The sequence below is a fragment of the Nocardioides marmoriginsengisoli genome (genome assembly GCF_003725695.1).
Taxonomy (GTDB): domain Bacteria; phylum Actinomycetota; class Actinomycetes; order Propionibacteriales; family Nocardioidaceae; genus Marmoricola; species Marmoricola marmoriginsengisoli.
On record NZ_RJSE01000007.1, the window covers coordinates 203,056 to 226,132 of the forward strand.

At 70.2% G+C, this 23,077-nt stretch carries 18 protein-coding genes and 3 tRNA genes; 11 read left to right on the forward strand and 10 right to left on the reverse strand.

The annotated features are described in order from the left end of the window. The first annotated feature begins 40 nt into the window (after positions 1-40). From EFK50_RS09645 to EFK50_RS09655, 3 genes are all read left to right on the forward strand, one after another. Positions 41-1,870, forward strand: a complete 1,830-nt coding sequence (locus EFK50_RS09645; RefSeq protein ID WP_148046111.1) for a hypothetical protein — start codon at positions 41-43, stop codon at positions 1,868-1,870. Between the two features lie 87 nt (positions 1,871-1,957). After that, on the forward strand, positions 1,958-2,185 hold the full coding sequence (locus EFK50_RS09650) for a biotin/lipoyl-binding carrier protein (protein WP_123227371.1): 228 nt from the start codon (positions 1,958-1,960) through the stop codon (positions 2,183-2,185). 43 nt (positions 2,186-2,228) lie between these two features. Beyond that, a tRNA-Ser gene (locus tag EFK50_RS09655) sits at positions 2,229-2,313 on the forward strand. A gap of 33 nt (positions 2,314-2,346) precedes the next feature. On the opposite strand, the gene EFK50_RS09660 is transcribed toward EFK50_RS09655, so the two are convergent. From EFK50_RS09660 to EFK50_RS09665, 3 genes are all read right to left on the reverse strand, one after another. Further along, complete coding sequence (locus EFK50_RS09660) at positions 2,347-3,045, reverse strand: RES domain-containing protein (protein WP_183407751.1); 699 nt, start codon at positions 3,043-3,045, stop codon at positions 2,347-2,349. A gap of 8 nt (positions 3,046-3,053) precedes the next feature. Further along, positions 3,054-3,647 carry a hypothetical protein gene (locus EFK50_RS22165; protein ID WP_183407752.1) on the reverse strand — a complete coding sequence of 198 codons (594 nt, stop codon included), beginning with the start codon at positions 3,645-3,647 and terminating at the stop codon, positions 3,054-3,056. A 149-nt stretch (positions 3,648-3,796) separates the two neighbouring features. Then, positions 3,797-4,153, reverse strand: a complete 357-nt coding sequence (locus tag EFK50_RS09665; protein WP_123227373.1) for a hypothetical protein — start codon at positions 4,151-4,153, stop codon at positions 3,797-3,799. A 151-nt stretch (positions 4,154-4,304) separates the two neighbouring features. On the opposite strand from EFK50_RS09665, the gene EFK50_RS09670 reads away from it, so the two are divergent. The 3 genes from EFK50_RS09670 (at position 4,305) to EFK50_RS09680 (ending at position 5,313) form a co-directional block, all read left to right on the forward strand. After that, positions 4,305-4,766, forward strand: coding sequence for a hypothetical protein (locus EFK50_RS09670; RefSeq protein WP_123227374.1), 462 nt, complete (start codon positions 4,305-4,307; stop codon positions 4,764-4,766). Between the two features lie 57 nt (positions 4,767-4,823). Next, positions 4,824-4,915 (forward strand) — tRNA-Ser (locus EFK50_RS09675). Positions 4,916-5,106: 191 nt separating this feature from the next. Beyond that, positions 5,107-5,313, forward strand: a complete 207-nt coding sequence (locus EFK50_RS09680; protein WP_123227375.1) for a hypothetical protein — start codon at positions 5,107-5,109, stop codon at positions 5,311-5,313. Between the two features lie 143 nt (positions 5,314-5,456). On the opposite strand, the gene EFK50_RS09685 is transcribed toward EFK50_RS09680, so the two are convergent. Together EFK50_RS09685 and EFK50_RS09690 are read right to left on the reverse strand one after the other, a co-directional pair. After that, entirely contained in the window at positions 5,457-6,470 is a 1,014-nt protein-coding gene (locus tag EFK50_RS09685; protein WP_123227376.1) for a phospholipase D-like domain-containing protein, read from the reverse strand. A 126-nt stretch (positions 6,471-6,596) separates the two neighbouring features. Continuing rightward, positions 6,597-8,408: a phosphoenolpyruvate carboxykinase (GTP) gene (locus EFK50_RS09690; RefSeq protein ID WP_123227377.1), complete on the reverse strand. Its 1,812-nt coding sequence runs from the start codon at positions 8,406-8,408 to the stop codon at positions 6,597-6,599. Between the two features lie 318 nt (positions 8,409-8,726). Here EFK50_RS09690 and EFK50_RS09695 point away from each other — a divergent pair. Further along, positions 8,727-8,802, forward strand: a tRNA-Arg gene (locus EFK50_RS09695). Between the two features lie 57 nt (positions 8,803-8,859). On the opposite strand, the gene EFK50_RS09700 is transcribed toward EFK50_RS09695, so the two are convergent. After that, positions 8,860-9,711 carry an ABC transporter ATP-binding protein gene (locus tag EFK50_RS09700; protein ID WP_123227378.1) on the reverse strand — a complete coding sequence of 284 codons (852 nt, stop codon included), beginning with the start codon at positions 9,709-9,711 and terminating at the stop codon, positions 8,860-8,862. A 332-nt stretch (positions 9,712-10,043) separates the two neighbouring features. Here EFK50_RS09700 and EFK50_RS09705 point away from each other — a divergent pair, with 332 nt between their 5' ends. Beyond that, entirely contained in the window at positions 10,044-14,087 is a 4,044-nt protein-coding gene (locus EFK50_RS09705) for an Ig-like domain-containing protein (RefSeq protein WP_221177343.1), read from the forward strand. Between the two features lie 50 nt (positions 14,088-14,137). Here the strand turns inward: EFK50_RS09705 and EFK50_RS09710 are convergent, their stop codons facing one another. Next, positions 14,138-14,488 carry an MmcQ/YjbR family DNA-binding protein gene (locus EFK50_RS09710; protein WP_123227379.1) on the reverse strand — a complete coding sequence of 117 codons (351 nt, stop codon included), beginning with the start codon at positions 14,486-14,488 and terminating at the stop codon, positions 14,138-14,140. A gap of 64 nt (positions 14,489-14,552) precedes the next feature. Continuing rightward, positions 14,553-15,797: a cytochrome P450 gene (locus tag EFK50_RS09715; protein WP_123227380.1), complete on the reverse strand. Its 1,245-nt coding sequence runs from the start codon at positions 15,795-15,797 to the stop codon at positions 14,553-14,555. Positions 15,798-15,894: 97 nt separating this feature from the next. Here EFK50_RS09715 and EFK50_RS09720 point away from each other — a divergent pair, with 97 nt between their 5' ends. Continuing rightward, a complete protein-coding gene (locus tag EFK50_RS09720) occupies positions 15,895-16,518 on the forward strand; it encodes a TetR/AcrR family transcriptional regulator (RefSeq protein WP_123227381.1) in 624 nt (207 codons plus the stop codon). A gap of 31 nt (positions 16,519-16,549) precedes the next feature. Next, entirely contained in the window at positions 16,550-16,804 is a 255-nt protein-coding gene (locus EFK50_RS09725; protein WP_123227382.1) for a lipopolysaccharide assembly protein LapA domain-containing protein, read from the forward strand. Between the two features lie 3 nt (positions 16,805-16,807). Here the strand turns inward: EFK50_RS09725 and EFK50_RS09730 are convergent, their stop codons facing one another. Together EFK50_RS09730 and EFK50_RS09735 are read right to left on the reverse strand one after the other, a co-directional pair. Beyond that, positions 16,808-17,581, reverse strand: coding sequence for a carboxymuconolactone decarboxylase family protein (locus EFK50_RS09730; protein WP_123227383.1), 774 nt, complete (start codon positions 17,579-17,581; stop codon positions 16,808-16,810). Next, positions 17,578-19,074: an aldehyde dehydrogenase family protein gene (locus EFK50_RS09735; protein ID WP_123227384.1), complete on the reverse strand. Its 1,497-nt coding sequence runs from the start codon at positions 19,072-19,074 to the stop codon at positions 17,578-17,580. Before EFK50_RS09735 ends, EFK50_RS09730 begins: the two co-directional genes overlap by 4 nt. A gap of 223 nt (positions 19,075-19,297) precedes the next feature. Here EFK50_RS09735 and EFK50_RS22445 point away from each other — a divergent pair, with 223 nt between their 5' ends. Beyond that, positions 19,298-22,966, forward strand: coding sequence for a lamin tail domain-containing protein (locus EFK50_RS22445; protein ID WP_221177344.1), 3,669 nt, complete (start codon positions 19,298-19,300; stop codon positions 22,964-22,966). Positions 22,967-23,077 lie beyond the last annotated feature (111 nt).

A 23,077-nucleotide genomic window follows, 5' to 3' on the forward strand; every position in this document is an offset into this window, starting at 1 on the left:
GTGGTCGATCCCGTGAGCACTCCAGACGAAGGTGGCACAGGTGTCTGGCCCTGACGGCACCCCAGAACCCAGCCCCGGTTCGAGCCCAGATTCAGGCCGGGAACCGACGCCGGACAAGGCGCCCGGTCGGCGTCGCGCTGTCCCCGAGCGGGCCTCCCGGGCGAGCGGCGGCGTTCCCGGGCCGGCGTACAGCCGGGCCCGCCCGGCGGCCCGCCCGGCCTCGCGGCCGCCGTCGGCCACCGCCTATCCGGTGCTGCCCGCCTCGGAGCGACCGGCCGCGCGCCCGGCGCGACGCCGTGCCGACACCCCTCGCTTTCCGTACGGCTCCGACCCGCTGACGGACCCGTACGGGATCCCGGCGATCACGACGCCGCACGCGCCCCGACACGCGGCAGCCCGTCCGCTCGCGGACGTCGGCCCGCCGGAGGTCGCGCCCGCGCCCGTCCCGGAGGCGGCCCCGATCGAGGCCCAGGTCGAGGCCCCGTTCGAAGCACAGGTCGAGGCACCGGTCGTCGAGCCGGAGGCGACGATCGCGCACGCCGAGCCGGAGCCTGCTGTCCAGGAATCGGCCCAGGAACCGGCCCCTGGGCCCGCCCACGAGCCGGCCCCCGAGCCCGCCCCGGTCCTGAGGACCCGGGTGAAGCCGGCGCCGGCCCGGTTGCGCCGTCGCGGCGAGGGCCGGGTCAAGCCCGCGGTCGCTCCGCCCGTCGCGGCGCCGCTGACCGATCGTGCCGCGGCCCCGGCCGCGCCGGCTGTGAAGGCTCCGCGGACCACCCGGAAGCAGGACCGGGCCCCGGCCCCGCCGCGCGTCCCGGCGACCAATCCCTCGGCCTCGCGGGTGAGCAGCCCGGCGAAGCCGGCGACCACCGTCGTGGCCGACCCGCACGCCGCCCGGCCGACCGATCGCGAGTGGTGGGTGATCCTGCTCCTCGCCGGAGCGGTGGGCATCGCCCTGGTGCGGATCGCCCCCGACCTTCCCGACGTGATCCGCCAGGTCGGTGCCGTCCTTGTCTCCGGAGCGCTCGCCTGGGGCCTCGCGGTCCGGACCGGCGGACGGCCGATATGGGCGACCGGCCTGGCCAGCGCCCTGGCGATCGGCGCCGTGGTCTCCGACTGGCAACCGCTGACCGCGGGAGCGGCGGTCGGGACCGGTGTGCTCGCGGCGACGCTCGCCATCATGGTCACCCGGCCGGCCGCCAACTTCGGGATCGCGATCCGCGAGGTGCTGATCGCCACCGGGGTCGCCTGGCTGGGCGCGCTGGGCGTGGTCGGCTACGGGCCGGCGGAGAGCCCGGACGTGGACGTCGAGAAGTTCGAGTACGCCGTCCTGGCGCTCGCGCTCGTCGGCGCGTTCGCGCTGGTGTACCGCCTCGGCGCCGGTCTGCACGGCCTCGGCCGGCGCGGGTACGTCGTCGCCGGCGGGGCCGTGCTGATGCTGGTCTTCGCGCTCGCGTACAGCGAGGCGATCGCGCAGTGGGGGTCGCGCGACATTGTCGGGGTGGGCGACGACATCCGGGACTGGACCAAGTCGACCCTCGGCGCGGTGCCGCACCCGATCGTGGCGCTCCTCGGCTACCCGGCCCTGGTCTGGGGCGTCTTCATGCGGGCCCGGCGCCGGCAGGGCTGGTGGGTGTGCGCGTTCGGCGTGGCCGCGACCGCGCCGTCGACGACGCGCCTGCTGGCCGCGAACGTCGATGTCTCGAACGTGACTCTCGGCGCGCTCTACAGCTTCCTCGTCGGCATCGCCGTCGGGTACCTGGTGATCCGGGTCGAGCAGTCGTTCACCGGCACCCACGGTCGCCGGGCACGTCGCGACGAGGAGGCCGAGGCGCACCGGCCGGAGCCGCGTCGGACCCGCCCGCTGCACTGATCGCTTCTCTGGCCATTTCTCTGGCCGCTTCTCTGGCCGCCGTACCGAACGCGCGGGTAACCGGACGCGACGGCTAAGGTCAGGAGCATGGCTGTGACGACCACCGAGATCCTCGCCGAGATGGTCGCCAGCGTGCTGTCGATCGCCGTGTCCCCCGGGGACAGCGTCGAAGCCGGCGGCACGGTGATGCTGCTGGAGTCGATGAAGATGGAGATCCCGGTGCTCGCCGAGGCGGCCGGTGTCGTCCGCGAGGTCCGGGTGGTCCCGGGCGACGTCATCCAGGAGGGCGACGTCCTGGCCGTTCTGGAGCACTGAGGCTCTAGACTCGACCCCGGCAACGGGCCTGGCCCGTTCACCTGGAGGGGTGCCGGAGCGGCCGATCGGAATCGCCTTGAAAGCGATCGTAGGGAAACCTACCGGGGGTTCGAATCCCTCCCCCTCTGCGGATGGTCGGGTAGGCGGCTGCTGTTGAACCCCTAGAGAGCCGGTGGCGGCGCGGTCGCGCGCAGTGTCGACGACGCCGCGCTCACCGGCGGTCGCACGACCTCGATCCGCGCGGCCGCGAGCACCTCGGTCACGGGGACGGACGCTCCCGCGGGCCGGCGCCTCGACGGCACCCCGCTCGGCCCGAACACCGCCAGCGAGCGGGCGCTGCGCCCGAGGGTGAAGCGCGGCGGGTAGACGATGCTGTCGAAGCCGGCCCGGTCGAAAGCCGCCGCCCAGTCCTGGGTGATCGAGTAGATCCCGGTCCCGGACCAGAGCGACCGGGTGATCCAGCGGTCGGCCGCCTTGACCGGGAGGTTCGCGGATCGCGTCGTGCTCACTCCGGCCTCGGTGACCACAACCGGCCCATCCTGGGTCGTCAGCACCGCCTCGAGCACCGACATCCGCCCCGCACGCTTCACGACCTGGGTCCCCAGTCGCTCCCGCACGGCCGCCTCCCGGGTGTTCGCGACGTAGCAGGTCCCGCGCGGCGCGGGCAGGTCGAAGCGCCCGAACGCCGCCGGGGGATCGCCGGCGGACGAGAAGTACCAGCATCCGTGGTCCGCTCCGCCGCGGTCGGCGTGGCATCGGTACCAGGTCCCGCTGATCCGACGAGCCGGGAACCCGGCGAGCCCCGACGGGTCGAGTGGCTGCTCGTGGTGCGTGTCGCCGCGGTCGGCTCGTGCGGTCACCGAGCCGGTCAAGCCGCCAACGCCGCCATGTCGTGCGCCGCCAGCGCGGCGACCGTGTGCGGGTCGGTGCCCTCGCGGAGCGCCGTACGGGGTGACCGGCCGTCCAGGTCCGGGTGCTCCGAGGTCAGCCAGACACCAGCCACCCAGCCGTCCGATCCGCGCAGGGCCTTGAGCACCGGTGCGAGCGCGGGGTGGATACGACCGTCGCCGGTGAACTGCCAGGCGGGATACAACCAGGGGCCGTCGCCCGACCGCATCGCCAGGACGGTCTCGGATCGGCGGCGATCGGCGAGAGCCTGCTTGCTGATCCCGCCCAGCTGCCTGATCGCCCCGTCGGAGGCGTAGAACGGCGCGAGGTCCGCGAAGTGCGGATCCAGCTCGTCGGGCACGTCCGGGAGGGTCTGGGCCAGCAGATCGGCGAGCGCCTCGGGGGACGGCAGCGTCGCACCGGTCGCGGCGATCCGCTCAATGCGCCGCCGCAGCGTCTCCCGGAGGTCGGCGACGACCTCCTCGGCGTACTTGTCCGCGGTGGACCGCCGAGTCGTGGCGCGACGCGCGGTCGCCCGGCCCGTGTTCTGGAACGACACGACGTACTGGCTCATCGCTGACCTCCTCTCTCGCCGTCACGACGCACCCGGTCAAGGTGGTCAAGGTTCGAGACCAGGGTATCAACCCGGTCAAGGCGGTCAAGGTTGGCGTCGCCGGCGCAGGCGAACGCCACCGGCCGGTACGGCCGGGTGCTGCGCCGGACCTACTCCGAGCCGCCGATCTCCATCGACACCGAGTCGTAGACCAGGTCGTGGACCTTCTGCCGGTAGTGCTCGACGTCGAGCAGCAGTCGCTTCACCTCGGTCGCCACCCGTTCGGTGTCGAGCCGGTCCAGCAGGCCGTTCCCGAGCGCGGTGATCCGCCCGATGAGCTGCTGGCGCTCGCGATCGCTGGCCCCGCTGCGTGCGGCCAGCCAGCCGTCCCAGGAGGCGAAGCGTTCATCGCTCAGCGCTTCGCGGACGGCGGCGAGCTGTTGTCGTGCCATCAGCCGCCAGCTGGCCGCGTTCCGGCTGGCCCGCAGTGTTCCCTGCAGGTCTGCGATTGCGGTCTCAAGCGTCATGAGCCACCACCTCCACGAGGATCGTCCGTGCACAGTGGGAGTCTTGAGTGTGACTCAGGGCACACCCGGAGACAAGGCCTGGGACGTGATTGAAGAGTCAAGGTCCTGACCCGGTGGGCGAGCGGCGCCGCGGACCCGATGTAATCGGGGGATGAGCACCTCGACCCAGCGCGACTACGGGCTTGCCCCGCAACTCCGGGCCCGCCTGATGGGGGCGTTCCTCGCCGTCATCGGCGTCGTCCTGCTGGTGATGACGGTGGTCGTGCTGGCCTTCTCGCTGCCCGGCGACGTGCTCAGCGGGCTGGTGATCCTGATCGTGATCGGGATCTTCACCCTTGGCTTCCTGCTCGGGAAGCGCTGGTACGTCGTCCGCCTGGACGAGGTCGGCTACCAGGTGCGCTTCGTCCGCGGCGTCGGTACGGCGACCGCCCGCTGGGTCGAGGTCGAGGACCTGGCGACGACGTACGTGCACGAGGAGGAGTGCGTGCTCCTCCGGCTCCGGGACGGCCGCTCGACGACGATCCCGGTAAACCTGATCGAGGGCGACCGCGAGGAGTTCGTCGATGAACTCCGGGCCCGGCTCGGCGGCGCGAACCGCCGGCGACCCGCCTGATTCCGGGGTCGATTTCCTCAGCCGGTCCCCGGGTGGGTAACCTGTCCCTCGCGTTCTGGAGGCGTCGCCTAGTCCGGTTTATGGCGCCCGCCTGCTAAGCGGGTTCAGGTTAATCCCTGTCGGGGGTTCAAATCCCCCCGCCTCCGCCAGATGCACCGAGAACCCCGCCCAGGAGTCTGAGCGGGGTTCTCTGCTTCCCGCCGATTGCATGAACTTGCAGGAAGGTGCAGTGCATCTTCATGAGGCAACTGGTCTACTACCCCGCCCAGCCCGGAACAGGGAGGATAAGGACATCCGGCTGCGTCCCCCGAGTGGCCGGCACAATTGAAGGACACCACCCATGAGAAAGCCGAAGTACCTCGCCCGCCTTGCGGTGGCCGCGATCCTCACCACCAGTGCCTTCGCAGGGATGTCGGGCCCCGCGAATGCTGCTGATGACAGCTCGACCGCCGATACCGCCACCACCAGTTGGAGCATTCCGAAGGGCGACGGCGGCACCAAGGGTGGTGGATACACCACCTTCCGATGGGACACCGGCTGGGGCTGACCCGGCGCACAACTGAAGACTCGAGACGAGGACTTACGTCACCCCCCAGATCGTTTGTCACGCCTTCTCGGCCCGTCTCGTGACCAAGAGCGGAGAGCACCCCCACTCTCCGCTCTTGTCATGTCCGGAGGCGGGTGCGGCCGTCAGTGGTCGGGGGAGTTCTTGGCGCGGGACTTCTCGCGGATCTCCTGCTGCGCGATCGCGTACCCGAGCTGGAACCGGGTCTCGACGCCGTACTCGGCCTTCAAGGACGCGATGTACCCGGCGTAGGTCCGGGTGCTGACTCCCACCCGCTTCGCGCTGGCGTTGTCGCTGTGCCCCTCGACCAGCATCCGCACCGTCATGTTGTGGACGTCGTCGGCGATCTCGCGCTCGGTGGTCGACTCGCGGTCGGTGAAGACGTGCGCCCGCTCCCAGAACCGCTCGAAGATGTCGGCGAGGTAGGCGACCAGGCCGGGGTCGTGGATCACGACGGCGACATCGGTGCCGACCGCTCCGGGCACGATCGCCAGCCTCCGGTCGATCACGATCAGCCGGTTGAAGAACTCGTCCAGGGTGCGGACCTCGGCGCCCGACCGGGTGACCGCGTCCACGTAGTCGCGGGTGGCAACGCTCCGCCGCGCCGAGTGCTGGTAGAGCGTGCGCATCCGCACGCCCCGGCTCAACGCACGCTTGTCCCGCTCCAGGGCGACGTCCAGGATCTCCGGCGAGCGGGCGCCGTCGGGCTGGGCGGTGAGCAGCTCGTCCTCGGCGTCGCCGACGGCGGCGGTCAGGAAGCGGTTGATGTTCGGCAGCCCCCGGAGCTCGACGATCGGCAGGTCGCTGGGGGCGGTACGGCGGAACGCCAGCCCCAGCTCGGCGAAGGTGGTCGCCCAGCCGGTCGACTCGGCCAGGAGCTCGGCGGCGCGCTGACCCATCGGCGCGACCACGCGGGACTGCACGATCGCCGGGTCGACCGGGAGGTAGCGGTCGGTCGACGGGTCCAGGGCGAGCAGGCCCAGGTCGAGGAGGAACGCGAACGAGTCGTGGTCACCGGCGCCCTCGGCGATCCGCCGGTCGTCACGCGCGATCGAGCCTTCGACGACGATCTTCTGGTAGAGGTCGCCTGCATCGTTCTGCAACAGCTCGCGGTGGCGGGCATCGAACTCAGCGCTCATCTGTCCGATTATTCACAAACCTGCAACGCGTGGGTATCGACTAACCGGACAAGACCCGGTTCCACACGGAAACGAGGGCGGCATCCCCGGGATGCCGCCCTCGTTCCGGGTGCTCGGTCGTGCGACCTAGAGGCCCAGGCGGGCCTTGAGGCCGTCGAGCTCGGTCCACAGCACGCTCGGCAGGTCGTCGCCGAACTTCTCGAACCACTCGGTGATCTGCGGGATCTCGGCCTTCCACTCCTCGACGTCGACCTTCAGCGCCTGCTCGAGCTGAGCCTCGGTCATGTCCAGGCCGTCGATGTCGAACGAGCCCGGCGCCGGGACGTGGCCGATCGGGGTCTCGACCGCGGCGGCCTGGCCGTCGATGCGCTCGATGATCCACTTGAGCACCCGGCTGTTCTCACCGAAGCCCGGCCACAGGAACTTGCCGTCCTCGTCGAGCCGGAACCAGTTCACGTAGAAGATCTTGGGCATCTTGGACGCGTCGTTGTCCTTGCCCATGTTGATCCAGTGACCGAAGTAGTCGCCGGCGTTGTAGCCGATGAACGGGATCATCGCCATCGGGTCGCGGCGGACGACACCGACCGCGCCGACCGCGGCGGCGGTGGTCTCCGAGGAGAGCGTCGCGCCGAGGAAGGTGCCGTGGGTCCAGTCCCGGGCCTCGGAGACCAGCGGGATCGTGGTCTTGCGGCGGCCGCCGAACAGGATCGCGTCGATCGGGACGCCGCGCGGGTCGTCGTACTCCGGGGCGAGCATGTCGCACTGCTTGATCGGGGTGCAGTAGCGGCTGTTCGGGTGGCTGGAGAGCTCGGTGGACTCCGGGGTCCAGGGCTCGCCCTTCCAGGAGGTCGCGCGCGCGGGCGGGTTCTCCAGGCCCTCCCACCAGACGTCGCCGTCCTCGGTGAGCGCGACGTTGGTGAAGACCGAGTTGCCCTTGTTGATGGTCTTCATCGCGTTCGGGTTGGTGTGCTCGTTGGTGCCCGGCGCGACACCGAAGAACCCGTACTCGGGGTTGACAGCCCACAGCCGGCCGTCCTCGCCGATCCGCATCCAGGCGATGTCGTCGCCGATGGCCTCGACCTTCCAGCCCGGGATCGTGGGGGAGAGCATCGCCAGGTTGGTCTTGCCGCACGCGGACGGGAACGCGGCGGCGACGTACTTGGTGACGCCGACCGGCGAGGTGAGCTTGAGGATCAGCATGTGCTCGGCCATCCAGCCCTCGTCGCGCGCCATCACGCTCGCGATCCGCAGCGCGTAGCACTTCTTGCCGAGCAGGGCGTTGCCGCCGTAGCCCGAGCCGAAGCTCCAGATCATCCGCTCCTCGGGGAACTGGACGATGTACTTGGTGTCGTTGCACGGCCAGGCGACGTCGGCCTGGCCCTCGGCGAGCGGGTGCCCGACGGAGTGCAGCGCGGGCACGAAGTCCGCACCGGTCTCCTCCATCTTGCGGAGCACGTTGGTGCCCATCCGAGCCATCACGCGCATCGAGGCGACGACGTACGCCGAGTCGGTGATCTCCACGCCGAACATCGGCTTGTCGGCCTCCAGGTGGCCCATCACGAACGGGATCACGTACATCGTCCGGCCCTTCATGCACCCCGCGTAGAGGTCGCGCATGAGGGTCTTCATCTCGTTCGGGTCCATCCAGTTGTTGGTGGGCCCGCAGTCCTTCTCGTCCACCGAGCAGATGAACGTCTTGTCCTCGACACGCGCCACGTCGGTGGGGTCGGAGGCGGCGTAGAACGAGTTCGGCTTCTTGCTCTCGTCCAGCTTGACGAAGGTGCCGGTGCCGACCAGGAAGTCGGTGAGCTCGGTCCACTCGTCGTCGGAGCCGGTGCACCAGTGGATGGCGTCGGGCTGGGTCATCGCGGCGACTTCGTCGACCCAGTCGAGGATGCCCTCGTGGGTGGTCGGCGCGGTCGTGATCTCGGCAGTCATGCAGGTGTTCCTTTCGATCGCGGTCGCCTTCCGGGAAAGGCGGACCGGCCGTCGAGCGCATCGACGGATCTTGGCAGGACCCTGTGGTGCAGGGGGCTGATGCACGATCGCCGCACCGTTGGAGCGATCTCTGAAGCCGAGGCGAACGCCGGAGGAAACGGCGATCGAGAACGGCTGCATCGAATGTAACCCTGGGCCGGTGGCGTTCCTATTGGATCGATCAAGGATCACCAGGAAGCCCCGATTCGAACCCGTCGCCAGACTCGGCTAACATATGCCAGTCCTCTTGACCGACTCCCGCAGTCGCCTGGAGGACATGCGGCTGTAGCTCAACGGATAGAGCATCTGACTACGGATCAGAAGGTTCGGGGTTCGAATCCCTGCAGCCGCACCAACGCGAAAGCCCCGGGCCGGTTCACCGACCTGGGGCTTCCTGCTTCTCGGGTTCGCGTCAGCCGGCGGTGGCGTAGTCGCCGGCGTCCGGCGGTCCCGGTCGTCGTACGTCGGCGGTGACCGCGCGTGCGCTCCACCGGCCGCCCTGCCGCTCGACCTCGATCGGGAGCTCGAAGGCCCGGCTCACGGTGGCGGTGGTGATCGCGCGGTCGATCTCCCCGGCGGCGACCACCGCGCCGCGGGCGATCAGCAGCGCGTGGCTGGTGGTGCGCGGCAGCTCCTCGAGGTGGTGGGTCACCACGACGGTCGCCAGCCGCGGCCGGATCCGGGTGAGTTCGTCCAGGGTGGTCAACAGCTGTTCGCGCGCCGCCAGGTCCAGGCCGGTGGACGGCTCGTCGAGGAGCAGCAGCTGCGGGTCGTTGACCAGGGCGCGGGCGATCAGCGCGCGGCCGCGCTCGCCCTGGGAGAGGGTGGGCCAGCGCTCCTCGGCGATCCTGCCGAGGCCGAGCAGGTCGAGCAGGACCGCTGCCTTGGCGACCTGCTCCTCGCTGGCCCGCCAGCGAGGCGGAAGCGCGACGGTGCCGGCGAAGCCGGTCAGCACCACCTCGCGGACGGTGAGCGGCGAGTCCAGCGGGTGCCGTGGGTTCACGTGCCCGATCAGCCGGCGCAGTGCCTGGAGCTCGACGCGGCCGAGGGTCTCGCCGAGCACCCGCACCGTCCCGGAGGTCGGATGGCTGACCGCGCCGCAAAGGCTCAGGATGGTGCTCTTCCCGGCACCGTTCGGGCCGAGCAGGGCCCACTGCTCGCCGGGCCGGACCGCCATCGAGACCTCGTCCAGGATCACCTTGCCGTCCCGCCGGAAGCTCACCTGGCTCAGTTCCAGCAGAGGCTCGTCGGTCGTGGTGGTCATGCCCACCATCCTCTCGGCTGCAGCCGCGACCGCGCCGACTGGGTCCGCCGGGGGCGATGGTGTCGGCGTCCTCACGGAGTCGGTCGTGCGGCCGGCGTCGTCGCAGTCGGGGTCCGGGGCGTTCCGGGGCCGGCCCCGCTTCCGGGTGTGAGCGGTCCGTAACACGGCGTTCAATCGCCGTACTCGGGGGCAATCGTCGAGCAACATTCCAGTAATGGCGCGTCTCTAATCTGAGCCGGCTTGGTCGAATCCCGGCCGGCAGAAGAGAGACAGGAGTACCGGTGAAGGTACGAACCGCTAAGCGCTGGTCATTGTTGGCGCCGCTTCCCTTGTTGGCAGCCTTCCTCATCCCCGGCCTGACGCCGGTCGCCGCGATCGCGACTCCGGAGGCGGCCGACACCGCTCTTCCCGACCCGATGGCCCGCGGCAGCTACACGCCGGTGACGGTCCAGGAGACCAAGCTCGGCCTGGCCGCCCTCCAGGAGCCGAACTCGTCGGGAGCCGCACCGACGGCCGGGACCGCGCAGGCCGCGGAGAACCTCCAGATCCGCGGACAACTCTTCTACCCGGGTGACCGGGCCGAGCCGTCGCCCTTGATCGTGCTCGTCCACGGGAACCACGGGTCCTGCGACTCCGGCCAGGACAGCGCCAACGTGACCTGCGCGGCGTTCAAGCGCAACGAGGCCGGCTACGCCTACCTCGGCGAGAACCTGGCGACGTGGGGCTACACGACCTTCTCGCTCTCCCAGGACCAGCTGATGATGCGCCAGGACGGCAACAAGGGGAAGGGCATGCACCAGCGCCGCAAGCTGATCGCCGCCGCCCTGGACGCCCTCAGCGCGGCGAACGCGCCCGGCGGTCTCGCGGTCGACGCGAACACGACCATCGGGACGACGCTGGTCGGCAAGCTCGACCTGACCCGGATCGGCCTGATGGGGCACTCCCGCGGCGGTGACGCGGTGACCAGCTTCATCGACTACAACCGGCTGCGCACCGACGGCCCGCGCTACCCGTTGCGCGGCGTGATCTCGCTGGCGCCGGTCGACTACGAGCGGAAGGCGCCGTACGGGACGCCGTACATGACGATCCTGCCGTTCTGCGACGGTGACGTCTCGAACCTGCAGGGCGCGCGGTTCTACGAGCGCAGCCAGTACATCAACCCGAACGACCCGTTCCCGCGGATCCAGTCGTCCCAGCTGGGCGCGATCCACAACTGGTACAACACCGTCTGGTACGCCGACGGCGGTGCGGACGGTCAGTCCAACAACGACGCCGCCTGCGGCAACTCGGCACCGTTCGCGGCCACCAACGTGCACCCGAACAACCTGCGGCTCTCGGGTGCGGCCAGCTACACCGACGACGCGAAGAACTACAAGATCGACAACTCCGACACCTTCAACCCGCTGGTGAACACCAAGATCTCCGGCGACCCGGCGCGGATGGGTGACCAGGAGAAGATCGGCCTGGCCACGATGTCGGCGTTCTTCCGGCGCTACGTCGGCGGTGAGGGCGCGTTCGAGCCGTACCTGACCGGTGAGCTCTCGGACACCGCCTCGCACCTGCAGATCCCCGAGACGGCGTGCCCGACCAGCACGTCCGGGACCCGGATCGCCTGCAAGGAGTACGTCTCCACGAGCTACTTCCCGGCCAAGGGTGAGCGCGTCGACGTGATCCGTCCCGAGGTGCAGAACCCGTTGGGTCTCAACGCCCTCGGCGGGACCTTGAGCGGCAGCGGCTTCGCCTACCCGTACCTCGACAACGGCGCGGTCTCGCTGCCGAAGAAGACGGCCGGCGGCTACGACTGGTGCAACCCGGAGCCGGACGACTTCGCGCCGGCCCAGCTCGGCAAGAGCAGCCAGCCGACCGGTGCCAAGGCCTGCCCGCTTCCGGCCAAGGCCGCCCTCGGCGGACAGAACGCCGTTCGCGAGAACGCTCCCGTCAACCACTCCTACGGCCGCCAGCTGGCGCTCGCGTGGGAGGCGGACAAGGACGCGGAGCTGACCGCCGACATCCCGGCCGCGTCGAAGGACGTCTCGGGCCTGAAGGCGCTCTCGATGGGGGCCGACGTGAACTTCTTCGACCTCCGCAACCCGGGAGCCGACAACCGCGGTGACAACACCCGGACCGGTACGTCGCCCGACTTCGTGTGGCCCAACGAGCTGCCGACGTCGTACGACCCCGCGTCCACCACGCAGGACTTCATCATCGCGCTGAAGGACACCAAGGGGAACGAAGGAATCGTCCACGCCGGTGACGAGCGCTGGGGCAACGCCCTGCACATGTCCACCGGCACCAACACCCCGAACACGCACATCGTGCTCGACCAGATCCGGGTGCCGCTCTCCGAGTTCGCCACCCAGGGCGTCGACCTCACCTCGCTGGACAAGCTGACCCTGCGGTTCGGTGCCGAGGGCACGCCGCAGACCGGGTCGATCCAGCTGGCGGACGTCCGTTTCCAGGAGGCGGCCGTGGCCGACCCGCTGGTGCTCTCGGACGGCAACCAGGCCGACGGCGCCGGCAGCGGCCCGCCGTCTACCGGTCCGGACCCGGCCGACCTGCTCGAGTCCTACGACGTCAGCGCCGGCAAGGTGGCGCTGATCGACGCCGTCGCGGACAAGTACTCGAACACGAGCTGGCTGGTCGACGACGACAAGGCGCAGTGCCCGACGGCCAACTTCACCTCCATCCAGGAGGCGGTCGACTACGCCGCGCCGTGGGACACGATCGTGGTCTGCGCCGGCACGTACGAGGAGTCCTCGACGCCGGTCTTCCACGCGAGCAACCCGGTCGCGACCGGAGCGACGAACGGCCTGACCATCACCAAGCCGCTCAAGATCAAGGGCGCCGGTGCCGACAAGGTCACCATCGAGCCGGACCAGTCCCTCGACACGCTGGCCGGGGTCAAGCCGTACCTGCGCGACGGTGGCGGCAACGTGATCACCGTCTCCCGGCAGTCCCTGGGATCCACCGACACCAACGAGATGTTCGTCGACATCTCCGGGGTCACGGTGACCGCGGGCAGCACGTACGCCGAGGCGGGCATCGCCTTCTTCGGCGCGGCGGGCCGGGTCTCGGAGAGCGTGGTCGGCCCGATGAAGGTCGCCGGTTCGGCTGCCGAGCTCGCGGAGAACCCGCACGGCTGGGGCATCGTCAAGACCGGGATGATCCTCGGCGCGGGTGCCGGCACGGTCGAGAACGAGGTGACGGTCGCGAACAGCGTGGTCACCGGCTACCAGTCCGGCGGGATCCTGTTCGACGGAGCCCGCGGTGCTGACGGGAGTGCGGACAACGTGGTCCGGACCAACGTCAAGCAGCACGGCTACGTCACCGGCACCGTGGTCAGGGGCAAGCCGAACAGCGTGTACCCGCAGGCCGGCATCAAGTACGCCAGCGGCGCGGACGGGTTCGTGAAGGGCAGCCGGATCACCGGCAACTACTTCAAGCCCGACCCGTCCAAGTCGTACGGCCTGCTGCTGGCCGACGCCGGCATCGAGGCACCCGGTTCGCTGACCGCGAGCGGCAACATCGTCACCGGGAACGGGTTCGCGGCCTTCAACGCGAACGCCGACAACACGGCGGTCCGCCAGGGCGCCCCGTTCGCGCTGACCGGCAGCTTCCTCGGTCAGGGCAACCCGGTGGCCGGTGGTCCGGCCGACCCGAACGCGGGGACGGAGGCGATCTCCGGGCCGGACAGCACGCCCGCGGCGACGGTCACCACCGCAGGTCGGCTCTCGTCGCCCCCCGCGGGTGTGCCCACCGGGGTCGGCGCGGTCGAGGACGAGTCGCCGTCGGCGGCGCTGATCGACCCGGGGACCGGGCTGACGCTCAAGGTCGGCGAGACGGTGTTCCCGTTCGTCAGCGGTCATGACGACTTCGCGGTGAAGGCGGCCAGCCTGCTGGTCGACGGCGCGAGCGTCGGGACGTCCACGGAGGCACCGTACGGGTTCAGCTGGACGCCGGCCGCGGCCGACGCCGGCAAGACGGTCACCCTGACCGCGGTCGTCACCGATTCATCGGGTCAGGCGACGACGTCGGACGGGCTGACGATCAAGGTGGCCAAGCCGTCGGTGCCCCCGATCGCCCCGAAGGTGACGCTCGGCAAGGTCGTGAAGAACACCAAGGCCGGTACGGCGACCATCGCGGTCACCGTCAACACGCCGGGGACGATCACCCTGGCCGGCGGCCGGGTCGTTCCGGTGACGGTCAAGGCGAAGGGAGCGACCACCGTGAAGGTGCCGCTCAAGGCCAAGGTTGCGTACCGGAAGTCGCTCACCAAGCGGCACAAGCTGGTGGTCCCCTTCAAGGTCACGTTCAAGGGTGCCAACGGCGGCACCGTGACCGCGACCAGGACGGTGACGCTGATCAAGAAGAGGTAGCCGATCCGGCGGCCCGGTCTCGAACTCCGGTTCGGGGCCGGGCCGTTCGGCTACGTCGGCAGCTCGTCGGCGCGGGCCGTCACCAGGCGCTCGGGTGCGCTCAGCCGCCAGGCCTCGAAGGTGAGCTCGGCCAGCTCGTCGCGCTCCACCCGGTCGAGGTGGACGACGACCCAGCCGAACGCGCCCGAGGTGTACTGGATCTCGAACGCCTCCGGACGCTCGGCCACCAGCATCAGCTGCTCGGCGATGGTCTGCTTGAGGCCGACGGTGTTGGTCGCCGGCCACAGGTAGCCGAAGGCCTGGTCGGCCACGCCGAACCGGACCCACTTGCCGGAGTCGCGCTGCCCGACCTCGGGCAGCTGCTCGGCGAGCTCGACGAAGTCAGTGATCTCGCAGGGCATGCGGAGATCATGGCAGGGGCCACGGACAGGTGAGCACGCGTACGGGAGAGGCGGGCCCCGCAGATCACCGATAGCTGACCGGCAGGTCCTTGATCCCGTTGAGCCAGCCCGAGCGCAGCCGGGACTCGGGGCCGGTCCGCTTGATGTCCGGAGCGAGGTCCGCGATCGCCTCGAAGATCAGGCTGACCTCGCGCCGGGCGAGGTTGGCGCCGATGCAGTAGTGCGCGCCGTGGCCGCCGAACGCCAGGTGCGGGTTCGGGTCGCGGGTGATGTCGAACGTGAACGGGTCGGTGAAGACGTCCTCGTCGTGGTTGGCGCTGGCGTAGAAGAGTGCGACGCGCTGGCCGGCCTTGATCGGGACGCCGCTGATCTCGGTGTCCTCCAGGGCGGTGCGCTGGAAGGAGGTGACCGGGGTCGCCCAGCGGATGACCTCGTCGACCATCGTGCTCGGCCGCTCGCGCTTCCAGAGCTCCCACTGCTCGGGGTGGTCGAGGAACGCCTTCATGCCGTGGGTGGTGGCGTTGCGGGTGGTCTCGTTGCCGGCCACCGCGAGCGCGATCACGAAGAAGCCGAACTCGTCGTCGGTCAGACCGCGGCCGTCGACGTCGGCATTGACGAGCTTGGTGACGATGTCGTCGCGGGGGTTGGCCTTCCGGTCCGCCGCGAGTCCCATCGAGTACATCAGCACCTCGGCCGCAGCGGCTTCCGGGTCGTTGTCCTCGCGGGCGAGGTCCTCGTCCTCGGCGCCGGTCATCTGGTTCGTCCAGTCGAAGATCTTCTGCCGGTCCTCGGCGGGGATGCCCAGCATGTCGCCGATCACCTCGAGCGGGAACTGGGAGGCGATCTGGTCGACGAAGTTGCCGGACCCGGACGCGACCGCCTCGCTGACGATCCGGCGGGCGACGAGCTCGAGCCCCTCTTCCAGGGCACCGATCGCCCGCGGGGTGAAGCCGCGGCTGATGATGGTGCGGAGCTGGGTGTGCTCGGGGGCGTCCTGGTTGATGATGACGACCTTGGTCATCTCCACGGAGTCGCGCGTCGCGGTCTCGGGCAACCGGATGATCACGCCGTTCTCGCGGCTGGAGAAGACCTTGCTGTTCTTCGAGACCGCGGCGATGTCGGCGTGCTTGGTCACCGCCCAGTAGCCGGTGCCGGACTCCTCGGACATCCCGGCGCGGGCCGGTTCGGTCTGCTCCACCCAGGTGATCGGCGAGGTCAGTCGCAGCGCGGTGAACTGGTCGTGCGGGACGCCCTCGAGGTTCACGTCCGGGTCGGTGAAGTCGAAGCCGGTCGGCAGGGTGGCGGTCATGGTGCTCCTCCAGAGGTGGGCATACAGATCAGTAAGTCTGGATGAACAGAAACACGAAAGTGTATGATCGTCAAGAGACGCGAACGAGGGAGTCCGGATGAGGTCGCACGGGTGGGGCGGAGAGCCGCCCGCGGATGCCGACGAGGCACGCGCCCGGATCCTGGCTGCCACCCGGGCGCGCCTGGCCGAGGCCGGGACGACGAACACCTCCGAGATCGCCGAGGCGATCGGTGTCACCCGGCAGACCGTCTACCGCTACTACCCGACCACCGAGGAGCTGCTCAACGCGGCCGCCCTCGACGCCGTCGCGGACCTCGTCGACCAGCTCGCCGTTCACGTCCGCAAGCACCTGGTCGCGACCTCCGGGGACGCCGCCGATGCCGTCGTCGAAGTGGTCGCCTACGTCTACGAGCACCTCCGCGACGACCCGGCGCTCAACCGGCTGATCGCCCCGGGGCGGATCAGCAGCACGCTGTCCGGACTGACCGCGCAGTCCTCGATCGCCCTCGGTGGCAAGCTGCTCGCCGGGTTCGGGATCGACTGGTCCGAGGTCGGTCTGGCCGAGGACGACCAGCTCGACCTGGTCGAGCACCTGCTCCGGATCCTGCAGTCCTTCGTCCTCGATCCCGGTGAGCCCGCGCGCACCGGCGACGAGGTGCGGGCGTACCTACGCCGCTGGGTCGCGCCCGCGGTGCGTGACGGGCGGGCCCGACAGTCCTAGGCTCCTCTGCAGGACCACGAGAGGAGTCACGATGGACGACGAGCTCGAACGAACCCCGAAGGTGACCGAGGAAGCCCGCGGTGTCAGTCCGAAGCTGATCTTCGGTGGCGTGATCGCGGTGCTCGCCCTGATCCTCGTCTTCCAGAACACCCGCGACAGCCGGGTCGACGCCCTGTTCTGGACCTGGACGATGCCGCTGTGGATCTGGCTGCTGGTGCTCTTCGCCGCCGGGCTCCTGGTCGGCTCGATCTTCCCGTGGTTGCGTCCGCGCAAGAAGAAGGAGTGACGCCTAGCCGCCGGCACCAACCACGGACAGGTTCCCGTCGGCGTCGGTCGTGAACAGCTCGACGCCCTCGGTCACCGTGGCCGCGTCGGCGCCGAGCGCGACCGCGATCTTGTTGGCGGCGTTGCGCATCACGTCGAGGACGACCTCGACGACCTGCTCGTCGGTGAGGTGGTTCCGGGCTGCGTCGACCACGTCGGCGGGGACGTCGTACGGCGTCAGGATCAGCGCGTCGGTCAGGGCGAGAGCGGCCTTGGCCTGGTCGGAGAGGTCGCTGGTGCGGTGCTCGTCGACCGCGGCGAAGGCGTCGTCGTCCGCACCGGCAGTGATCGCGTCCTGGCTCCGGCGGGACTTGCAGACGGCGCAGTCGTGCAGGCGAGCTCCGCGGAGGCGGACCAGCTCGGTGGTGATCGGGTCCAGGGCGCGCAGTCGGGCGACCGCGACCATGAACTCCTCGAGGACGGGCCAGGTGTCGCCGTCGTACGACGCCGGGTCGGGCTCGGTGGGGGAGGCGCCGAAGACGGCGTCCAGCACCGAACGCACCCGTGGGGCGAAGTCGGCGGCGTAGATCCGCTGCACCACCGCGAAGGCCTGATCCCCGGTCGCGGCGAAGAAGGCAGACCGCTGCACGTCGTCGATCGACGAGACGTCGAGGGCGAACTGCTCCGCGAACTCGGCCACGGCCGGGTTGCTCAGGTCGGGAGCCGGGAACGCGGCGATCCGATCGAGCGTCCCGCAGGCCTCCGCGCCGGCGGCGACCAGGGCGTCGCGTCCGCTCACACCCCGCGCCGCTTCGCGTAGCGCATCTTCACCATCTTGCGGACCTGGTCGAAGTCCTCGGGGCGGCGGGGGAAGGACTGCATGTCCGGGCCGAGCTGGAACTTCTTGGTGGTGGTCGCCTTCGGGGCGGCGAACTCGCGCAGGCCGTCGTCGCCGTGGAAGCGGCCGAAGCCGGAGTCGCCGATACCGCCGAACGGGACCGAGGGCATTCCGACGAACGTGAGCACCGAGTTGATCGTGGTGCCGCCGGCCTGCAGCCGCGCCGCGATCTCCTTGCCGCGCTTGGCGGAGAAGACCGAGGAGCCGAGGCCGAACTTGGTGGCGTTCGCCTTGGTCAGCGCCTCCTCGACGTCGGCGACGGTGTTGATCACGATCACCGGGCCGAAGGTCTCCTCCTGCACGGCCGAGCAGTTCTCGGGCACGTCGACCAGCACGATCGGGTCCACGAACGGAGCCCGGATCGAGTCCACCCCGCCGACCAGGGCGGTCGCGCCCTGGTCGATCGCGTCGGTGACGTGCCGGCGTACCAGGTCGATCTGGGCGGGGACGATCATCGGCCCGTACGACGCGCCCTCGTCGAGTCCCGCGGTGACCTGCGACGCGACCTCCTTGACCTTCGCGAGGAAGGGGTCCCGCACCGCGCGGGTGACGTAGACCCGCTCGATGCCGACGCACGCCTGCCCGCCGTTGAAGAACCCGCCCCAGACCACTGCGGTCGCGGCCTTCTCGACGTCGGCGTCCTCGGCGACGATGGTGACGTCCTTGCCGCCGAGCTCGAGCAGCACCGGGGTCAGGTTCTCGGCGCAGGCCGCCATCACCTTGCGACCGGTCGGCACCGAGCCGGTGAAGGCGATCTTGTCCAGGCCGGCCGTGCAGAGTGCCGATCCCGTCTCGGCGAAGCCGGTCACCCAGCTGATCAACCCCTTCGGGGCGTCCGGGTTGGCGGTGTAGAACGCGTCCATCACCAGCACCGAGCTGGCCGGGGCGTACTCGCTCGGCTTCACGATCGCGGCGTTCCCGGCGGCCAGTGCGTAGGCCAGGCCGCAGAGCACGGTGTAGATCGGCACGTTCCACGGCGCGATCACGCCGACCACGCCGAGCGGGGGATAGGAGACCGTCGCGCCGAAGTTGAAGAGCGCCATCCCCGGCGCGACCCGGCGCTCCTTGAGCACCCGGCCGGCGTGTGCGGCCGCCCAGCGGATGTCCTCCAGCCCGGCGATCAGCTCGAACTGGACGTCGCCGCGCGGCCGGCCGGTCTCGGCGAAGCCCAGGTCGCAGAGCTCGTCGGACTGCTGCCCGATCGCCGCGATCCAGCGGTTGAGGCGGCGCTTGCGCTCGACGTACCCGAGTCCCGCCCACCAGACCTGCGCGGTGCGCGCCTCGGCAGCACGTGCGGCGATGTCCTCGGCGGTGTGCACCGGGAAGGTTCCGACGGACTCCCCGGTGGCGGGGTTGGTCACGGTGAAGGTGGTCGGCGCCGCGGTCTGGGTCATGCCGCAACGGTAGTCCGCGAGACCGAAAAGTGGAACAGGTTCTAGCGGCGGCGTCCGGGTCCGTCCATGCTCACTCGGCATGGGCTCGGGAGCCCAGGGCCGGGTCGGCATCGGTAGCCGTCGTCCCTACACGCGACCTTCCCCTCGGGTTCACGATCCGTTCGCTTCGCACTGTGAGGTTCGCCTTGCCCTGCTGGACACCTGGACATTCGAGGTCGCACCGATGCACCCCTCCCGCACCCGTTCCGCACTGCTCGCCGTCGCCTCGCTGCTGGCCCTGGTCGTGGCCGGCCTGGCCCTCGCGGCCCCGGCTACCGCGGCCAGCACCGACGTGAAGATCAACGAGTTCTCCTCGAACAGCCCGGACTTCATCGAGCTGATCAACACCGGCAGCTCGACGGTCGACCTGACCGGCTGGGTGCTCAAGGACAGCACCGAGAACAACTCCTACACGTTCCCGTCCGGCAGCAGCATCGCCGCGGGTGCGATCAAGGGCGTCAGCGGCGAGAACGTCGAGTTCGCGTTCGGGCTGGGCAACGGCGACGCGGTCCGGTTCTACGCCCCGGGCGGCGTCCTGATCGACTCGTTCACCTACCCGGCGCACCCGCCGGCCGGGAAGTCCTACGGCCGCTGCCCCGACGGCAGCGGCGAGATCGGGATCACCACGGCCGCCTCCAAGGGCGCGCCGAACGTCTGCACCACCCCGAACACCGCGGTCAGGATCAACGAGTTCTCCTCGAACAGCCCCGACTTCATCGAGCTCTACAACACCGCGACCGGCAGCGTCGACCTGTCCGGCTGGGTACTCAAGGACAACTCGGAGAACAACTCCTACACCTTCCCCGCGGGCAGCAGCATCGCCGGCGGCGCCTACAAGGCGATCAGCGGCGAGAACGTCGAGTTCGCCTTCGGGCTGGGCAACGGCGACGCGGTCCGGCTCTACGCCCCCGGCGCGGTGCTGATCGACTCGTACACCTACCCGGCGCACCCGCCCGCCGGGAAGAGCTACGGCCGCTGCCCCGCCGGCACCGGCGACTTCGTGATCACCGCCGCCGCGACCAAGGGCGCTGCCAACGACTGCCCGGTCCCGGCCGGCGCCGCGAACATCAAGGTCAACGAGATCGAGTCGGACCCCAACGACCTGGTCGAGCTCACCAACATCGGTGACGCCCCGGTCGACATCTCCGGCTACAAGCTCAAGGACAACGACGACACCCACGTGTTCACGATCGCGGCCGGGACGACGCTCGGCGCGCACGACTACCTGGTGCTCGACGTGAACCCGTCGTTCGGTCTCGGCAAGGGCGACTCGGTGCGGCTCTACACCCCCGACGGCGCCAACCTGCTCGACTCCACGACGTACCCCGCCGACACCCACGCCACCACCTGGGGACGCTGCCCCGACGGCACCGGCACCTTCGGCGTCACCACCTCGACGCTCGGTGCGGCCAACTCCTGCGGCGGCACCACCCCGGTGGTCCCGGACGTGAAGATCAACGAGGTCGAGTCCAACGGCGACCAGGTCGCCGACTGGGTCGAGCTGAAGAACCTCGGTACGACGGCCGCCAACGTCTCCGGCTGGAAGATCGTCGACGGCGACGCCAGCCACGCGGCCACCCCGGTCGTGGTCCCGGCCAACACGATCATCCCGGCCGGCGGCTACTACGCGATCTACACCGAGATCAACCAGTCGCCCGGCTTCGGCCTCGGCGTCGGCGACTCGGTGAACCTGTTCCTCCCGGACGGCACCACCCAGGTCGACACCACGACCTGGGGCGCGCACGCCGCGACCACCTGGGGCCGCTGCCCCGACGGGACCGGAGTCTTCGGCGACACCACCACCTCGACCCGCGGCCTGCCGAACGCCTGCAGCCCGATCCGGATCAACGAGATCGAGTCCGACCTCGGCACCCCGGGGGACTGGGTGGAGCTGAAGAACATCAGCGCCGCCTCGGTCGACGTCTCCGGCTGGACGATCAAGGACAGCGCCGACACCAGCGGCTACGCGATCCCGGCCGGCACCTCGATCGCGGCGAACGGCTACCTGGTCGTCGAAGGGGCCGACCTCGGCTTCGGGCTCGGCGGGGCGGACGCGGTCCGGCTCTACGACGCCGGCAGCGCCCTGGTCGAGTCCTACGCCTGGACCGCGCACGCCACCCAGACCTACGGTCGCTGCAAGGACGGCGTCGGCGACTTCAAGGACACCAAGGCGCCGACCAAGGGTGCCGCCAACAGCTGCCCCGGCCTGGAGACCTCGCCGTGGCCGGGCGCCCAGACGGTGACCACCGCCGACCTGCTCGGTACCTTCCTGCAGGACCTCTCCGGCCTGGTCTTCGACCCGGCGGACCCGGACGTGCTCTGGGCCGCGCAGAACAAGAAGGGCACCCTCTTCAAGCTGGTCCGGGACGGCGACAACTTCGTGCCGGCCAGCGGCTGGCCCAAGGACCCGAAGTACCTCGGCGGCACCGGTGCGCCGGACACCGAGGGCATCACCATCGGCCCGGACGGATTCGTCTACCTCGCCTCCGAGCGCAACAACGACGCCAGCGGTGTCAGCCGGATGTCGATCCTGCGCTACGACCCGGCCGCGACCGGGACGACGCTGACCCCGACCAACGAGTGGAACCTGACCAGCCAGATCCCGGCGGCCGGCGCCAACCTCGGCCTCGAGGGCGTCACCTACGTTCCGGACTCGTTCCTCACCGGCGGCGGCTTCGTCGACCAGAGCACGAACGCGCCCTACAACCCGGCCGGCTACCCGGCCCACGGCAACGGCGTCTACTTCGTCGCGGTCGAGGACACCGGTGACCTGATCGGCTTCGTCCTCGACGAGGACGGCGTCACCTCGCACAAGGTCGCCACCATCGACAGCGGCTTCGAGCACCTGGCCGACGTCGACTTCGACCCCGAGCTCAACCGGCTCCGGGCCGTCACCGACGACACCCACGACGGCAAGACCTCGCTGCTCAAGCTCGACGCCGGCGCCTTCGTCGTCGACGCGGCGTACGACCGGCCGCTGGGGATGCCGAACCTGAACAACGAGGGCCTCGCGGTCGCGCCGCAGTCCCGCTGCGTCGACGGCAAGAAGGAAGTCCTCTGGTCCGACGACGGAGACACCGACGGGCACTCGCTGCGCCGTGGATCGATCAACTGCACGCCTGCCAAGTCGGCGACGACGACCAGTGTCGCCGTCACCGCCACCCGGCTCACCGCGACCGTGACGGCGCCCGGATCGGCCGTGCCCAGTGGCACGGTGGAGTTCCGGGTGGACGACGTCCTCGTCGGCACGGCGCCGGTCATCCTCGGTACGGCGATCCTCGACCACGTCGTCCCGACCGGAGCCGAGCACCAGGTCGTCGCGACGTACGGCGGCAACGACGAGCTCCTCGGTTCGACGGGCTCAGTGGCCCGCAAGGACCCGACGATCACCGCCGCGGTGAGCAGCGCCGTACCGAAGAACGCCGCCGGTTGGTACCGGACGCCGGTCACGGTCACGTTCACCTGCACGCCGAACGGTTCCGCACTGGCCGGTCCCTGCCCGGCGCCGGTGACGCTCACCGCGGACGGGGTCGACCAGGTGGTCAGCCGTTCGATCGCGGCCCAGGACGGCGGCGCGGCCTCGGCCACCGTCACCGACCTGGACATCGACACCACGGCGCCGACCGCCGCGCTGACCCGGGTGCGGCAGAACTTCGTCTACATCTTCGGCGGCGACAAGCCCCCGGCCGAGTGCGTCCCCGCCGACGCCCTCTCCGGGATCGCGTCGTGCACCGTCACCCACACCCGCTCCGGTTCCCGCTGGACCTCGACCGCCGTCGCGACCGACAAGGCCGGCAACACCACCGCCTTCGCCGTCAGCTACACCGCCCTGGTCCTGTTCGCCAAGGATTGACGCCGCACCGGGTTTCGAGGCTCGCGCAAACGCTCGCACCTCAACCACCGGCCGGACGTCGAGCCTGTCGAGACGCGGTGACGTGGGCGCGGAGTCACACCGGGTGACCCG

What these genes read in the sequence shown, in the direction of transcription:
- EFK50_RS09650 (WP_123227371.1), top strand. Translation starts at nt 1,958, where the DNA reads ATGGCTGTGACGACCACCGAGATCCTCGCCGAGATGGTCGCCAGCGTG.
- EFK50_RS22165 (WP_183407752.1), bottom strand. Translation starts at nt 3,647, where the DNA reads ATGAGCCAGTACGTCGTGTCGTTCCAGAACACGGGCCGGGCGACCGCG.
- EFK50_RS09665 (WP_123227373.1), bottom strand. Translation starts at nt 4,153, where the DNA reads ATGACGCTTGAGACCGCAATCGCAGACCTGCAGGGAACACTGCGGGCC.
- EFK50_RS09670 (WP_123227374.1), top strand. Translation starts at nt 4,305, where the DNA reads ATGAGCACCTCGACCCAGCGCGACTACGGGCTTGCCCCGCAACTCCGG.
- EFK50_RS09680 (WP_123227375.1), top strand. Translation starts at nt 5,107, where the DNA reads ATGAGAAAGCCGAAGTACCTCGCCCGCCTTGCGGTGGCCGCGATCCTC.
- EFK50_RS09685 (WP_123227376.1), bottom strand. Translation starts at nt 6,470, where the DNA reads ATGAGCGCTGAGTTCGATGCCCGCCACCGCGAGCTGTTGCAGAACGAT.
- EFK50_RS09690 (WP_123227377.1), bottom strand. Translation starts at nt 8,408, where the DNA reads ATGACTGCCGAGATCACGACCGCGCCGACCACCCACGAGGGCATCCTC.
- EFK50_RS09700 (WP_123227378.1), bottom strand. Translation starts at nt 9,711, where the DNA reads ATGACCACCACGACCGACGAGCCTCTGCTGGAACTGAGCCAGGTGAGC.
- EFK50_RS09710 (WP_123227379.1), bottom strand. Translation starts at nt 14,488, where the DNA reads ATGCCCTGCGAGATCACTGACTTCGTCGAGCTCGCCGAGCAGCTGCCC.
- EFK50_RS09715 (WP_123227380.1), bottom strand. Translation starts at nt 15,797, where the DNA reads ATGACCGCCACCCTGCCGACCGGCTTCGACTTCACCGACCCGGACGTG.
- EFK50_RS09720 (WP_123227381.1), top strand. Translation starts at nt 15,895, where the DNA reads ATGAGGTCGCACGGGTGGGGCGGAGAGCCGCCCGCGGATGCCGACGAG.
- EFK50_RS09725 (WP_123227382.1), top strand. Translation starts at nt 16,550, where the DNA reads ATGGACGACGAGCTCGAACGAACCCCGAAGGTGACCGAGGAAGCCCGC.
- EFK50_RS09735 (WP_123227384.1), bottom strand. Translation starts at nt 19,074, where the DNA reads ATGACCCAGACCGCGGCGCCGACCACCTTCACCGTGACCAACCCCGCC.
- EFK50_RS22445 (WP_221177344.1), top strand. Translation starts at nt 19,298, where the DNA reads ATGCACCCCTCCCGCACCCGTTCCGCACTGCTCGCCGTCGCCTCGCTG.